We start from the raw sequence: 14,339 nt of genomic DNA, 5'->3' as shown, positions 1-14,339 counted from the left end.
AGGACCGAACCATGACATCGAGCAGCACGCCGCGCCATCGCGGCATCTTCCCCGTCGTCCCGACGACGTTTTCCGAAACCGGCGAGCTCGACCTCGCGAGCCAGAAGCGTGCGGTCGATTTCATGATCGACGCGGGCTCCGACGGGCTGTGCATCCTCGCGAACTTCTCCGAGCAATTCGCGATCACCGACGACGAACGCGACGTGCTCACGCGCACGATCCTCGAACACGTCGCCGGCCGCGTGCCGGTGATCGTCACGACGTCGCACTACAGCACGCAGGTGTGCGCGGCGCGCAGCCTGCGCGCGCAGCAGCTCGGCGCCGCGATGGTGATGGCAATGCCGCCGTATCATGGCGCGACCTTTCGCGTGCCCGAAGCGCGGATCTACGATTTCTTTGCACGCGTGTCGGACGCGATCGCCATCCCGATCATGATCCAGGACGCGCCCGCGAGCGGCACCGCGCTGTCCGCGCCGTTCCTTGCGCGGATGGCGCGGGAGATCGAGCAGGTCTCATACTTCAAGATCGAGACGCCGGGTGCGGCGAACAAGCTGCGCGAGCTGATCCGGCTCGGCGGCGATGCGATCGAAGGGCCGTGGGACGGCGAGGAGGCGATCACGCTGCTCGCCGACCTGCATGCGGGCGCGACCGGTGCGATGACGGGCGGCGGGTTTCCGGACGGGATCCGGCCGATCCTCGAGGCGTTCCGCGACGGGCGGCACGACGATGCGTTCGCGCGCTATCAGGCGTGGCTGCCGCTGATCAATCACGAGAACCGCCAGTCCGGGATCCTCACCGCGAAGGCGCTGATGCGCGAAGGCGGCGTGATCGCGTGCGAGCGGCCGCGGCATCCGATGCCGGAACTGCATCCGGACACGCGCGCGGAGCTGCTCGCGATCGCGCGCCGGCTCGATCCGCTCGTGCTGCGCTGGGCGCACTGAGCGAAGGAGGAACGCAGATGAGCAAGGAGATTTCGCTGGCGGTGATCGGGATCGGCAAGATCGCGCGCGACCAGCATTTGCCGGCGATCGCCGCCGAACCGGGTTTCGTGCTGACCGCTTGCGCGAGCCGGCACGCGGAAGTCGGCGGCGTGCGCAATTATCCGGACCTGCGCGCGCTGCTGGCCGCCGAGCCCGAGCTCGACGCGGTGTCGCTGTGCGCGCCGCCGCAGGTGCGTTATGCACAGGCACGCGCCGCGCTCGAAGCCGGCAATCACGTGATGCTGGAGAAGCCGCCGGGCGCGACGCTCGGCGAAGTGGCCGCGCTGGACGCGCTCGCGCGCGAACGCGGCCTCACGCTGTTCGCGACCTGGCATTCGCGCTGCGCGAGCGCGGTGGAACCGGCGCGCGCGTGGCTCGCGACGCGCACGATCCGCGCGGTGCAGGTGCGCTGGAAGGAGGACGTGCGGCGCTGGCATCCGGGGCAGCAGTGGATCTGGGAACCCGGCGGGCTCGGCGTGTTCGATCCCGGCATCAACGCGCTGTCGATCGTCACGCGGATCCTGCCGCGCGAGCTCGTGCTGCGCGAGGCGACGCTCTATGTGCCGAGCGACGCGCAGATGCCGATTGCGGCCGAACTCGATTGCGCCGATACGGAGGGCGTGCCCGTGCATGCCGAATTCGACTGGCGCCACGGCCCCGTCGAGCAATGGGAGATCGCGGTCGACACGTCGGACGGCGTGCTCGCGATCAGCCGCGGCGGCGCGCAGTTGTCGATCGACGGCGCGCCGGTCGAGATCGGGCCGGAGCGCGAGTATCCTGCGCTGTATGCGCAATTCCGCGCGCTGATCGCGCGCGGCGAAAGCGACGTCGACGTACGGCCGTTGCGGCTCGTCGCCGACGCGTTCCTGTTCGGGCGGCGCGTCGGGACCGACGCGTTCGGCCGCTGAAAACGTGCCGGCGCGCTCCATCGCGATCGCGACCGCGCACGACGGATGTTGAAGACCCAAGCCAATACAAGGAGACACGCATGAACCGCACGATTCGCCGACACACCCTGCGCGCGCTGTTGGCCGCGCTTTGCCTCGCGCCGCTCGGGATGCAGGGCGCCGCGCACGCCGACGCGCCGCTGAAGATCGGCTTCCTGGTGAAGATGCCCGAGCAGGCATGGTTCATCAACGAGCAGAACGCAGCCGCCGCGCTCGGCCAGAAGGAGAACTTCTCGGTCGTGAAGATCGGCACGCCGGACGGCGAGAAGGTGCTGGCCGCGATCGACAACCTCGGCTCGCAAGGCGCGCAGGGCTTCGTGATCTGCGCGCCCGACGTGCGCCTCGGCCCGGCGATCGCGTCGCGCGCGAAGCGCTACAACATGAAGTTCGTGACGGTTGACGACCAGCTGGTCGACTCGACTGGCAAGCCGCTGTCGAACGTGCCGCACCTCGGGATGTCGGCGACCAAGATCGGCAACCAGGTGGGCCAGGCGATCGCCGACGAGATGAAGCGGCGCGGCTGGAAGCCGGAAGAAGTCGGCGCGCTGCGCATCACCAACTACGAGCTGCCGACCGCGAAGCTGCGCACCGACGGCGCGACGCAGGCGCTGCTCGCGAACGGCTTCCGCAAGGAGAACATCTTCGACGCGCCGCAGAAGACGACCGACGACGAAGGCGGTTTCAGCGCGGCGGCGCCGGTGCTCGCGCGCCATCCGAACATCAAGAAATGGGTGGTCTATGCGCTGAACGAGGAAAGCGTGCTTGGCGCGGTGCGCGCGACCGAACAGCTGCACATCCCGGCCGCGGACGTGATCGGCGTCGGCATCAACGGCGCGGGCGAGGCGTTCGCCGAATTCCAGAAGAAGGAGCCGACCGGCTTCTACGGGACGATCGCGGTCAGCTCGACGAACCACGGCAAGGACAGCACGCAGAACCTCGTCGAATGGATCCGCAACGGCAAGGCGCCGCCGGCCGACACGCAGACGAGCGGCAAGCTGATGACGCGCGCGAACTGGCAGGCCGTGCGCGCCGAGCTCGGCATCTGAGCGTGCGGGGCGCAGACGCAATGACGATGCAGACGATGACGGCCGTGCCCGGCAACGGCGACGCGGCGACGGCCGGTGCCGCTGCGCCGCCGCCCGGCGGCGCGCTGCTCGCGCTCGACGGGATCACGGTGACGTTCCCGGGCGTGCGCGCGCTCGATGGCGTGTCGCTGTCGGTGCGCGCGGGCGAAGTGCACGGGCTGATGGGCGAGAACGGCGCGGGCAAGTCGACGCTGCTGAAGGTGCTGTCCGGCGTGAACCAGCCGCAGGCCGGCACGCTGATGCTGAACGGCACGGTGCAGCGCTTCGCGTCGACGCGCGCCGCGCTCGAGGCCGGCATCGCGATCATCTACCAGGAGCTGCATCTGGTGCCCGAGCTGACGGTCGCGGAGAACCTGATGCTCGGCCAGCTGCCGAGCCGGCTCGGCGTGGTCGACGAGCGCGCGCTCGCGGTGCGTGCGCTCGATGCGCTGGAGCGGCTCGGCGAGCACATCGATCCGGACATCCCGGTGAAGTATCTGTCGATCGGCCAGCGCCAGATGATCGAGATCGGCAAGGCGCTGATGCGCGACGCACGCGTGATCGCGTTCGACGAACCGACCAGTTCGCTGTCCGCGCGCGAGACGACGCAGCTGTTCCGGATCATCCGGTCGCTGCGCGCGGAGGGCCGCGCGATCATCTACGTCACGCACCGGATGGAGGAAGTCGACGCGCTGTGCGATCGCGTGACGGTGTTCCGCGACGGCCGCCGGATCGAGACGTTCGAATCGGTCGCCGACCTCGATCGCGACCGGCTGATCGGCTGCATGGTCGGCCGCTCGATCGAGGACGTGTACGGCTACCGGCCGCGCACGGCCGGCGACGTCATGATCGAGGCGAAGGGGCTGACCGGGCCCGGCCTGTCCGAGCCGGTGTCGTTCGCCGCGCGGCGCGGCGAGATCGTCGGCTTCTTCGGGCTCGTCGGCGCGGGCCGCTCGGAGCTGATGAAGCTGCTGTACGGCGCGGCACGCCCGAGCGGCGGGCACGTCGAGCTGGGCGGCAAGCGCGTCGCGTTCGCGAGCCCGCGCCATGCGGTGCGCGCCGGCATCGCCCTGTGCCCCGAGGACCGCAAGCAGGAAGGCATCGTCGCGATCGCGTCGGTGGCCGACAACCTGAACATCAGCGCGCGCCGCCACTTCAGCCCGGCGCGCATGCTGCTCGACGCGCGGCGCGAACGCGAACTCGCGCAGAAATACATCGAGCGGCTCGCGATCAAGACCCGCGACGGCGACACGCCGATCGGCGCGCTGTCGGGCGGCAACCAGCAGAAGGTCGTGCTCGCGCGCTGGCTGGCCGAGCGCATCGACGTGTTCCTGATGGACGAGCCGACGCGCGGCATCGACGTCGGCGCGCGCGCGGAAATCTACAACCTGTTCTACGAACTCGCGGAAGCGGGCCGCACGGTGATCATCGTGTCGAGCGATCTGGCCGAGGTGATCGGCGTGTCGGACCGCATCATCGTGATGAAGGAAGGACGGATCGCGGGCGAGATCGCGAAGGCGCAGGCGACGCCCGACGCGCTGATCAAGCTCGCGCTGCCGCGCTGAGCGGCCTGCAGTCAACCGGAATGCAAACGTTATGAGCCAGGCAATGCAACCCCAACGTAGTTCCCCGTCCCCCGATGCCACGGCAGCCGTGCCCGCGCGAGCGCGCGGCGGCATGTGGCAACTGATCAACCGCTCCGGCATCGTGATGGTGTTTCTCGTGCTGTTCGCGACGCTGTCGCTGACCGTGCCGGACTTCCTCACGCCGCGCAACATCCAGGGCCTGCTGCTGTCGGTCACGCTGATCGGCTCGATCGCGGTGACGATGATGTTCGTGCTCGCGCTCGGCGAGGTCGACCTGTCGGTCGCGTCGATCGTCGCGTTCTCGGGCGTCGTCGCGTCGACGCTGATCACCGCGACGCACAGCGTGCTGTTCGGCACGGTGGCCGGCATTCTCGCGGGCGGCGCGGTCGGGCTCGTGAACGGCGTGCTGATCGCGCGCTGGCGGATCAATTCGCTGATCGTCACGCTCGCGATGATGGAAGTCGTGCGCGGGCTCGCGTTCATCACGTCGAATGGCGACGCGGTGATGATCTCCGAGGAACGCTTCTTCGAGCTCGGCTCCGGCGCATTCCTCGGCATCTCGTATCCGATCTGGAGCAACATCGTCGGCTTCGTCGTGTTCGGCTTCCTGCTGCGCAAGACGGTGTTCGGCAAGAACGTGCTGGCGGTCGGCGGCAACGGCGAGGCCGCGCTGCTCGCGGGGCTGCCGGTGATGCGCATCAAGATCGCGGTGTTCGTGCTGCAGGGGCTCGTGACCGGCTTCGCCGGCGTGATGCTCGCGTCGCGGATGAGCCTCGGCGACCCGAAGACGTCCGTCGGCCTCGAGCTCGGTGTGATCTCCGCGTGCGTGCTCGGCGGCGTGTCGCTGACGGGCGGCGTCGCGACGATCTCCGGCGTGCTGGTCGGCGTGCTGATCATGGGCTCCGTGCAGGACGCGATGAGCCTCTTGAACGTGCCGACCTTTTACCAATATCTGATACGCGGCGGAATTCTGTTGCTCGCGGTGCTGTTCGACCAGTATCGTCGCAACCAGCGGCGCGCGATGAAGATCTGACCCTGACGAACGCGTAGCCGCCTGCGAATGCGACAGATATCGGGAGACGGCATGCAACAGACTCATCCGGGCGCGGTGGCGGCGCTGCTGGCAGACAGCCGCAACACGCTCGGCGAAGGCGCGACGTGGTGCGACGCGACGCACGCGCTGTACTGGACGGACATCGAAGGCGCGCGGCTGTGGCGCTGCCGCGCGGACGGCTCCGACCTCGCGCAGTGGCCGATGCCCGAACGGCTCGCATGCTTCGCGCTGACGCACGAGCCGGACGTGCTGCTCGTCGGGCTCGCGACGCATCTCGCGTTCTTCGACCTGCGCAGCGGCGCGTTCACGCGCATCGTCGACGTCGAGCCCGACCTGCCGACGCGGCTGAACGACGGCCGCTGCGATCCGTTCGGCGCGTTCGTGTTCGGGATGAAGGACGAAGGCGGCGACCCGCCGCGCGCGGTCGGCGGGTTCTATCGGCTCAATCCCGATCTCACGCTCGAACGGCTTGCGCTGCCGGCGGCGGCGATCGCGAACAGCATCGCGTTCTCGCCGGACGGCACGAAGATGACTTTCTGCGATTCGATGGTGCGCGAGATTCTCGTCTGCGATTACCGCGCGGGCGGCGACGTCGCCAACGTCCGGGCGTTCGCGCGGCTCACCGACGCGGACGGCGACCCGGACGGCTCGACGATGGATCGCGACGGCGGGCTATGGAACGCGCAGTGGGGCGGCCGGCGGGTGGTGCGCTACGGGCCGGACGGGGTCGAGACGGACCGCGTGGCGGTGCCGACCGCGCAGCCGAGCTGCGTGGCGCTCGACGGCGAAGGCCGGCTGTATGTGACGAGCGCACGCGTCGGGCTCGGCGACGACGCGCTGGCGGGCGACGCGCATGCCGGCGGCGTGTTCGTCGCGCGGACGCGCCATGCGGGGCTGCCGACCGCGCGGTTCGCGGGTACGCCGCGCGGCTGACCGCGTACTGGATCCCGTCCATGGGATGCCGCCGACGCGGCGGCCTTCGCGGTCAGGCCCGCAGATGGCCGCCCGTGCGTGCACGCGCAGCGGCTGTCCGATTGCCTGGAACGCCCCATTTGCCCCCCGACCTGCTGGTAAGATGGCCCGCAACGCCATCCCGCCCGCACCATGAGCTCCACCCCGACCAAGCCCGCGAATCCGAAAACCGCCGCGAAGAACGCCGCCCGCGCGACGGGCGACAAGCCGAAGGCGCGCGTGCAGCAGCGCCTGACCTACGTGATCGGCGGTCTCGACAGGCTGCTGCGCCGGCACATGACCGACGCGCTCGCACCGCTCGGCATCACGCTCGCGCAATACACGGCGCTGTCGGTGCTCGAGGCGCGCGGCGCGTCGTCGAATGCGCAACTGGCCGAGCGCTCGTGGATCACGCCGCAATCGGCGAACGAGGTGATGAGCGTGATGGCCGCCCGCGGTTTCGTCACGCGCGAAGCGGACCCTTCGCACGGCCGCATCATCCTGCTGACGCTGACCGACGAAGGCGCGGCGATGCTGCGCGAATGTGAAGCCGTGCTGCGCCCGCTCGAGACTCGAATGCTCGGCGACATCTCCGCCGACGACGCCGCGCACGTGCAGCACGCGCTCGAACTGTTCTCGCGCAACCTGCGCGGCTGATCCCTTCCCGAACCTTCCCTGCGCGGGCCCGTGCGGCCCGCGTTCGCGTTGCCGGTCGCCGGACCGTTCCCTGCTTCGTTCGTTTCCTCCACTTCGTGCTCCGGGTTTACACCGGCGCTCGTGCCGCTTGCAATATCAGGTAGCCTGATATTAAATGAAGCCGTCCGCAGCAGGAATGCTGCGCACCGAATCGCACAGGAACGAACGACAGGAACAGACATGAGCAAGTACGACAATCGCTGGCAGACCGTTGAAGTGAACGTGGAGGCCGGCATCGCGTGGGTGACGCTGAACCGTCCCGAGAAGCGCAACGCAATGAGCCCGACGTTGAACCGGGAGATGCTGCAGGTCCTCGACGCGGTCGAGTTCGACGACGAGGCGAAGGTGCTGGTGCTGACCGGCGCGGGCGCCGCGTGGACGGCCGGCATGGATCTGAAGGAATATTTCCGCGAGATCGACGGCGGCTCCGACGCGCTGCAGGAAAAGGTGCGCCGCGACGCATCGGAATGGCAGTGGCGCCGCCTGCGGATGTACAACAAGCCGACGATCGCGATGGTGAACGGCTGGTGCTTCGGTGGCGGGTTCTCGCCGCTCGTCGCGTGCGACCTCGCGATCGCGGCGGACGAAGCGGTGTTCGGGCTGTCGGAGATCAACTGGGGCATCCCGCCGGGCAACCTCGTCAGCAAGGCGATGGCGGACACGGTCGGGCATCGCCGCGCACTGCACTACATCATGACCGGCGACACGTTCACCGGCGTCGAAGCGGCGGAAATGGGCCTCGTGAACAGCAGCGTGCCGCTGGCCGGCCTGCGCGACGCGACGATCGCGCTCGCCGCGCGGCTGATGGACAAGAACCCGGTCGTGCTGCGCGCCGCGAAACACGGCTTCAAGCGTTCGCGCGAACTCACGTGGGAGCAGTGCGAGGATTACCTGTATGCGAAGCTCGACCAGGCGCAGCTGCGCGATCCGGAGCGCGGCCGCGAGCAGGGGCTGAAGCAGTTCCTCGACGACAAGGCGATCAAGCCGGGCCTGCAGGCATACAAGCGCTGATACAAGCGCCGACGCAACCCCGACAGACAGGCAAGGCAGGAGACGACATGACCGACAGACGGATGCTGATCGCCGGCGAATGGTGCACCGCCCGCGACGGACGCACCTTCGACCGATTCAACCCCGCAACGGGCGCGCTTGCGTCGCGCGCGCCGGCGGCCGGCCCGGCCGACGCTGACGCGGCGATCGACGCCGCGCATCGCGCGTTCCCCGCGTGGTCGGCGCTCGCGCCGACCGAGCGGCGCCGCCGGCTGCTGAAGGCGGCCGACCTGATGGACGCGCGTATCGACGAGATCATCGCGACGGGCGTCGCCGAAACCGGCGCGACGCCCGGCTGGCTCGGCTTCAACGTGACGCTCGCGGCGAACATGCTGCGCGAGGCCGCGTCGATGACGACGCAGATCGACGGCGACGTGATCCCGTCCGACGTGCCCGGCAATCTCGCGCTCGCGCTGCGCGTGCCGTGCGGCGTCGTGCTCGGCATCGCGCCGTGGAATGCGCCGGTGATCCTCGGCACGCGCGCGCTGGCGATGCCGCTCGCATGCGGCAACACGGTCGTGCTGAAGGCGTCCGAAGCATGCCCGGGCGTGCACGCGCTGATCGGCGCGGTGCTCGACGAAGCCGGGCTCGGCGCGGGCGTCGTCAACGTGATCACGCACGCGGCGGCCGATGCCCCCGAACTCGTCGAGCGGATGATCGCGCATCCGCACGTGAAGCGGATCAACTTCACCGGGTCGACGCACGTCGGGCGCATCATCGCGCGCCACGCGGCCGCCCACCTGAAACCCGTGCTGCTCGAACTCGGCGGCAAGGCGCCGGTGCTCGTGCTCGACGATGCGGATCTCGACGCGGCCGTCGACGCGATCGCATTCGGCGCGTTCTTCAACCAGGGGCAGATCTGCATGTCGACCGAGCGCGTGATCGCCGCGCGGCCGATCGCCGACGCGCTGGTCGAACGGCTGACCGCGAAGACGCGCACGCTGGTCGCCGGCGATCCGCTGGCCGGCCATCCGCTCGGCACGATGGTCGATGCGGCCGCCGCCGCGCGTGCCGCGTCGCTCGTCGAGGACGCGCGCGCGCACGGCGCGCGGCTGCCGCTCGGCTGCCGGGTCGAGGGCGCGACGATGCAGCCCGCGATCGTCGACGGCGTCACGCGCGACATGCGGCTCTACCGCGAGGAATCGTTCGCGCCGGTCGTCGCGATCCTGCGCGCGGACAGCGACGACGAAGCGGTCTCGCTCGCGAACGACAGCGAGTTCGGGCTGTCGGCGAGCGTGTTCGGCCGCGATATCGCGCGGGCGATGACGGTCGCGCGCCGGATCGAATCGGGAATCTGCCACATCAACGGGCCGACCGTGCACGATGAGGCGCAGATGCCGTTCGGCGGCACGAAGGCGAGCGGCTACGGCCGCTTCGGCAGCCGCGCATCGATCACCGAATTCACCGAGCTGCGCTGGATCACCGTGCAGACCACGCCGCGTCACTACCCGATATGAGCGAGGCAACGATGAATGCATCGAAGCCCGCCAGCGGGCCGACGAACGACACGGGCGGCGTGCGTTATCGCGCGGCGGCCGTCGCGGTGGGCGCGGCCGAGATCCGCCGCGCGGAGAACGGCGCGTGGTACCTGCGTTCGCGCGAACCGCTCGGCGACTACCCGACGCGCCTGACCGACTGCCTCGTACGCGGCGCGCAAGCGCACCCCGACCGCGTGCTGGCCGCGCGGCGCGGCGCCGACGGCCGCTGGATCGAGATCACCTACGCGCGGATGCTCGAACGCGCCCGCGCGCTCGGCCAGGGCCTCGTCGATCTCGGGCTGTCGGTCGAGCGTCCGCTCGCGGTGCTGTCCGGCAACGATCTCGAGCATCTGCAGCTGATGTTCGCGGCGATGCTGGCCGGCGTGCCGTACGCACCGATCTCGCCCGCGTATTCGCTGGTGTCGACCGATTACGGCAAGCTGCGCCACACGCTCGGCGTGCTGAAGCCGGGCGCGGTGTTCGTCGCCGAACGCGCGCCGTTCGCGCGTGCGCTCGACGCCACGTTGCCGGCCGATGCGGCGCTGATCGTCGCACGCGACGACGATGCCGATGCGGACGGAAAGGGCCCCGCGGTGCCGCTGTCGCGCTTGCTCGCCACCGTGCCGCGCACGATCGACGCGATCCATGCGGCGGTCGGCCCCGATCATCTCGCGAAGATCCTGTTCACGTCCGGCTCGACGAAACAGCCGAAGGCCGTGCCGACCACGCACCGGATGCTGTGCAGCAACCAGCAGATGCTGTGCCAGACGATGCCCGAACTGACGCGCGAACCGCCGGTGCTGGTCGACTGGCTGCCGTGGAATCACACGTTCGGCGGCAGTCACAACCTCGGCATCGCGCTGTACAACGGCGGCACGCTTTACATCGACGACGGCCGTCCGGTGCCGGGTCGCTTCGACGAAACCGTGCGCAACCTGCGCGAGATCGCGCCGACGATCTACTTCAACGTGCCGAAGGGCTGGGAAGAACTGACAGCCGCGCTCGAACGCGATGCCGTGCTGCGCGAAACGTTCTTCTCTCGCGTGAAGCTGTATTTCTTCGGCGGCGCGGGCCTGTCGCAGGCCGCGTGGGACCGGCTCGACCGCGTGACCCACGCGCATTGCGGCGAGCGGATCCGGATCATGGCGGGCCTTGGGATGACGGAGGCGTCGCCGTCGTGCCTGTTCACGACGGGGCCGCTGATGCGCGCAGGCTATATCGGGCTGCCCGCGCCCGGCTGCGACGCGAAGCTCGTGCCGTGCGGCGGCAAACTCGAACTGCGTTTCAAGGGGCCGAACGTGATGCGCGGCTACTGGCACGCGGACGCCGATCCGCGCGACGTGTTCGACGACGAAGGGTATTACCGCAGCGGCGATGCGGGTATCTTCGCCGATCCGGAGCGGCCGGAACTCGGGCTGCTGTTCGACGGACGGCTGACCGAGGATTTCAAGCTGAGCAGCGGCACCTTCGTCAGCGTCGGGCCGTTGCGCGCGAACGCGGTGTCGAGCGGCGCGCCGTACGTGCAGGACGTGGTCGTCACCGGGATCAATCGCGACGACATCGGCTTGCTGGTGTTTCCGCGCGTCGACGCGTGCCGTGCGCTGGCGGGGCTCGCCGCCGATGCATCCGTGACCGACGTGCTGCGCGCGCCGGCCGTGCGCGCGGCGTTCGCGGTGTGGCTTGCCGCGCTGAACCGGAACGCGAGCGGCGGTTCGACGTTCGTCGCGCGGATCCGGCTGATCGACACGCCGCCGTCGCTCGATCTCGGCGAAGTGACCGACAAGGGGTCGCTGAACCAGGCGGCCGTGCAGCAGCATCGCGCGGCGACGATCGACGCGCTGTACGACCCGGCGCGGCGCGATCCCGATGTGATTTACGCGTAGGCAGCACCGGCAGGAACAAGCAGGAACAAGCAGGAACAAGCAGGAACAAGCAGGCACAACGACCGGCCGGCCACGACACCGGCAGGCGTTCTTGCGGCCAGTGAATCAGGCTGCCTGATAAGGGCGGCCGTTCATGCGACACCTCGCGCGCCGATCCGCCACTGGCCGGCGTCGGCGCGCGGCGGCCGTTGCATGGTCGACCGACGACAAGACATGGGACTGGAGACAAGATGAACACTTACGTTGCCGAAAAACCCACGGTCGCGACCACGCTCGCGCTGTGTTTCGCGATCGCCCTTCTCGAAGGGCTCGACCTGCAGTCGGTCGGCGTCGCCGCGCCGCGCATGGCGCGCGAATTCGGGCTGAGCGTGTCGCAGATGGGCATCGCGTTCAGCGCGGGCACCTTCGGGCTGCTGCCGGGCGCGATGCTCGGCGGTCGGCTCGCCGACCGGATCGGGCGCAAGCGCGTGCTGATCGCATCGGTCGTGCTGTTCGGACTGCTGTCGATCGCCACCGCGCAGGTATCGAGCTTCGCGATGCTGGTCGTCGTGCGCGTGCTGACCGGCATCGGCCTCGGCGGTGCGATGCCGAACCTGATCGCGCTGTCGTCCGAAGCGGTCGAGCCGCGCTCGCGCAGCAGCGCGGTGGCCACGATGTATTGCGGCATTCCGTTCGGTGGCGTGATCGCGTCGTTGATCGGCGTGCTGCTCGCCGGCGATACCGAATGGCGGCACATCTTCTACGTCGGCGGCGCCGGGCCGCTGCTGCTCGTCCCGCTGCTCGTGTGGTTCCTGCCGGAATCGCGCGCGTATCTCGACGTCGCCGGCACGCCGGCCGCGCGCACGAGCGTCACGCACACGCTGTTCGGCGACGGCCGCACGACGTCGACGATCGCGCTGTGGGTCAGCTACTTCTGCACGCTGATCGTCCTCTACTTCCTGCTGAACTGGCTGCCGTCGCTGATGGCCGCGCGCGGGCTCGACCGCGGGCACGTCGGCCTCGTGCAGATCGCGTTCAACGTCGGCGCGGGGCTCGGCGCGCTCGGCATCGGCGCGGCGCTCGACCGGATGCGCGCGTCGCGCGTGGTCGGCGGCATGTATGTCGGGATCGTGCTGTCGCTCGCCGCGCTCGCGGCCGCGCCCGGGTTCGCGTCGCTCGCGGCGGCCGCGTTCGCGGCCGGGATGTTCGTGGTCGGCGGGCAGTCGGTGCTGTATGCGCTCGCGGCGATCTACTACCCGACCGCGATGCGCGGCACCGGCGTTGGCACGGCAGTGGCCGTCGGCCGGCTCGGTTCCGTCGTCGGGCCGCTCGCGGCCGCGACGCTGCTGGCCGCCGGTCGCAGCGCGCCGGTCGTGATCGGCGCGAGCATCCCCGTCACGCTCGTCGCGGCCGTCGCCGCGCTGGTGCTGATTCGCCGCCCGCAAGCCGGCGACTGACGCTTCGTTTCTTTAATGCGCGCCGTCAGAGCGCGCGATTCACCCAGGTCTGGAGACGACATGAAAACGAAGACAAGGAACGGCCTGCTGGCCGCCGGCGCATGCTGCGCGCTCGCCGCGCCGGGCGCGCACGCGCAGTCGAGCGTGACGCTGTACGGGATCATCGACACGGGCGTCGAGTTCGTGTCGCACGCGAACGCGGCCGGCGATCACGTGGTGCGCATGCCGGGCGTGACGGGCGAACTGCCGTCGCGCTGGGGCCTGCGCGGCACCGAGGATCTCGGTGGCGGCTACCAGGCGGTATTCACGCTCGAAAGCGGTTTCAACGTGCGCGGCGGCGATCTCGGGCAGGGCGGCCGGCTGTTCGGGCGGCAGGCGTTCGTCGGACTGAAGAGCGGGTTCGGCACGCTCGCGTTCGGCCGGCAGTACACGATGACCTATCTCGCGCTGCAGGGCGCGGACATCATCGGCCCCGACATCTACGGGCTCGGCTCGTTCGACGCGTACGTGCCGAACGGCCGAGCCGACAACGCGGTGACCTACGTCGGTTCGTATCGCGGCGTGACGCTCGGCGCCGCGTATTCGTTCGGCCGCGACGGCGCGGGCACCGGCAACTCGCCGGGGCAGGGCACGTGTGCGGGGCAGGTGCCGGGCGATGCGGTGCAGTGCCGCAACTGGTCGGTGATGCTCAAGTACGACAGCGCGTATTTTGGCGCGGCGGCGTCGTACGAGGAGCAGCGCGGCGGCACCGGCGCGGCCGCGAACTTCTTCGACGGCGTCGCGCCGGTCCCGTTCACGAGCAGCGGCGGCAAGGACGCGCGCGCGCACGTGAGCGCCTATGCGCAGGCGGCCGGCGCGCGGATCGGCGCGGGCTGGATCGGGCGGCGCGTGTCGACCGGTTCGCCGGCCGCGGCCGGTGCGCATTCGGACCTGTTCTTCGTCGGCGCGTCGTATGCGGTGAAGCCCGATTTCGTCGTCGACGGCGAAGGCTACCGGATCGTCAACAGCGCGCACGACACGCGCGCGACGATGGCCACGCTGCGCGCGACCTATCTGCTGACCAAGCGCACGGCCGTCTACGCGCAATCGTCGTATCTGTGGAACAGCGCGCATGCGCGCTACGCGGTCAGCGGCGGCGGTGCCGGCACGACGCCCGGCGCAGGGATGGGGCAGCTCGGCGCGATGGTCGGCGTGCGGCACATGTTCTGATCCGG

General features: G+C 69.8%; 12 protein-coding genes. All 12 read left to right on the top strand.

Annotated features, from left to right (window positions below):
* Positions 1 to 11: 11 nt before the first annotated feature.
* The 12 genes from DIE22_RS19940 (at position 12) to DIE22_RS19885 (ending at position 14,334) form a co-directional block, all read left to right on the top strand.
* Complete coding sequence (locus tag DIE22_RS19940) at positions 12 to 941, top strand: dihydrodipicolinate synthase family protein (RefSeq protein ID WP_124605948.1); 930 nt, start codon at positions 12 to 14, stop codon at positions 939 to 941.
* 17 nt (positions 942 to 958) lie between these two features.
* On the top strand, positions 959 to 1,888 hold the full coding sequence (locus DIE22_RS19935; protein WP_124498741.1) for a Gfo/Idh/MocA family protein: 930 nt from the start codon (positions 959 to 961) through the stop codon (positions 1,886 to 1,888).
* 80 nt (positions 1,889 to 1,968) lie between these two features.
* On the top strand, positions 1,969 to 2,973 hold the full coding sequence (locus DIE22_RS19930; RefSeq protein ID WP_124498740.1) for an arabinose ABC transporter substrate-binding protein: 1,005 nt from the start codon (positions 1,969 to 1,971) through the stop codon (positions 2,971 to 2,973).
* Between the two features lie 20 nt (positions 2,974 to 2,993).
* On the top strand, positions 2,994 to 4,556 hold the full coding sequence (gene araG / locus DIE22_RS19925) for an L-arabinose ABC transporter ATP-binding protein AraG (protein WP_124605947.1): 1,563 nt from the start codon (positions 2,994 to 2,996) through the stop codon (positions 4,554 to 4,556).
* A gap of 31 nt (positions 4,557 to 4,587) precedes the next feature.
* Positions 4,588 to 5,610 carry an L-arabinose ABC transporter permease AraH gene (gene araH, locus DIE22_RS19920; protein ID WP_124498738.1) on the top strand — a complete coding sequence of 341 codons (1,023 nt, stop codon included), beginning with the start codon at positions 4,588 to 4,590 and terminating at the stop codon, positions 5,608 to 5,610.
* 51 nt (positions 5,611 to 5,661) lie between these two features.
* Positions 5,662 to 6,564, top strand: coding sequence for an SMP-30/gluconolactonase/LRE family protein (locus DIE22_RS19915; RefSeq protein ID WP_124605946.1), 903 nt, complete (start codon positions 5,662 to 5,664; stop codon positions 6,562 to 6,564).
* A 171-nt stretch (positions 6,565 to 6,735) separates the two neighbouring features.
* Entirely contained in the window at positions 6,736 to 7,239 is a 504-nt protein-coding gene (locus DIE22_RS19910) for a MarR family winged helix-turn-helix transcriptional regulator (protein WP_124498736.1), read from the top strand.
* Positions 7,240 to 7,458: 219 nt separating this feature from the next.
* Entirely contained in the window at positions 7,459 to 8,289 is an 831-nt protein-coding gene (locus DIE22_RS19905) for a p-hydroxycinnamoyl CoA hydratase/lyase (RefSeq protein ID WP_124498735.1), read from the top strand.
* 47 nt (positions 8,290 to 8,336) lie between these two features.
* Entirely contained in the window at positions 8,337 to 9,785 is a 1,449-nt protein-coding gene (locus DIE22_RS19900; protein WP_124605945.1) for an aldehyde dehydrogenase, read from the top strand.
* A complete protein-coding gene (locus DIE22_RS19895) occupies positions 9,782 to 11,689 on the top strand; it encodes a feruloyl-CoA synthase (RefSeq protein WP_124605944.1) in 1,908 nt (635 codons plus the stop codon). Before DIE22_RS19900 ends, DIE22_RS19895 begins: the two co-directional genes overlap by 4 nt.
* 230 nt (positions 11,690 to 11,919) lie before the next feature.
* A complete protein-coding gene (gene mhpT / locus DIE22_RS19890) occupies positions 11,920 to 13,125 on the top strand; it encodes a 3-(3-hydroxy-phenyl)propionate transporter MhpT (RefSeq protein ID WP_124498732.1) in 1,206 nt (401 codons plus the stop codon).
* Between the two features lie 60 nt (positions 13,126 to 13,185).
* Positions 13,186 to 14,334 (top strand): porin, encoded by a 1,149-nt coding sequence (locus tag DIE22_RS19885; protein ID WP_124605943.1) that lies wholly within the window; start codon positions 13,186 to 13,188, stop codon positions 14,332 to 14,334.
* Positions 14,335 to 14,339 lie beyond the last annotated feature (5 nt).

The organism is Burkholderia sp. Bp9142 (assembly GCF_003853415.1).
Taxonomy (GTDB): Bacteria; Pseudomonadota; Gammaproteobacteria; order Burkholderiales; family Burkholderiaceae; genus Burkholderia.
The sequence above is the reverse complement of the archived record's forward strand: the minus strand, read 5'-3'. Positions and strand labels throughout refer to the sequence as shown.

Excerpts from the sequence above, each read along its gene's own strand:
- mhpT (WP_124498732.1), top strand. The coding sequence starts at position 11,920 with ATGAACACTTACGTTGCCGAAAAACCCACGGTCGCGACCACGCTCGCG.
- DIE22_RS19940 (WP_124605948.1), top strand. The coding sequence starts at position 12 with ATGACATCGAGCAGCACGCCGCGCCATCGCGGCATCTTCCCCGTCGTC.
- araG (WP_124605947.1), top strand. The coding sequence starts at position 2,994 with ATGACGATGCAGACGATGACGGCCGTGCCCGGCAACGGCGACGCGGCG.
- DIE22_RS19900 (WP_124605945.1), top strand. The coding sequence starts at position 8,337 with ATGACCGACAGACGGATGCTGATCGCCGGCGAATGGTGCACCGCCCGC.
- DIE22_RS19915 (WP_124605946.1), top strand. The coding sequence starts at position 5,662 with ATGCAACAGACTCATCCGGGCGCGGTGGCGGCGCTGCTGGCAGACAGC.
- DIE22_RS19935 (WP_124498741.1), top strand. The coding sequence starts at position 959 with ATGAGCAAGGAGATTTCGCTGGCGGTGATCGGGATCGGCAAGATCGCG.
- DIE22_RS19930 (WP_124498740.1), top strand. The coding sequence starts at position 1,969 with ATGAACCGCACGATTCGCCGACACACCCTGCGCGCGCTGTTGGCCGCG.
- DIE22_RS19910 (WP_124498736.1), top strand. The coding sequence starts at position 6,736 with ATGAGCTCCACCCCGACCAAGCCCGCGAATCCGAAAACCGCCGCGAAG.
- araH (WP_124498738.1), top strand. The coding sequence starts at position 4,588 with ATGAGCCAGGCAATGCAACCCCAACGTAGTTCCCCGTCCCCCGATGCC.
- DIE22_RS19895 (WP_124605944.1), top strand. The coding sequence starts at position 9,782 with ATGAGCGAGGCAACGATGAATGCATCGAAGCCCGCCAGCGGGCCGACG.
- DIE22_RS19905 (WP_124498735.1), top strand. The coding sequence starts at position 7,459 with ATGAGCAAGTACGACAATCGCTGGCAGACCGTTGAAGTGAACGTGGAG.
- DIE22_RS19885 (WP_124605943.1), top strand. The coding sequence starts at position 13,186 with ATGAAAACGAAGACAAGGAACGGCCTGCTGGCCGCCGGCGCATGCTGC.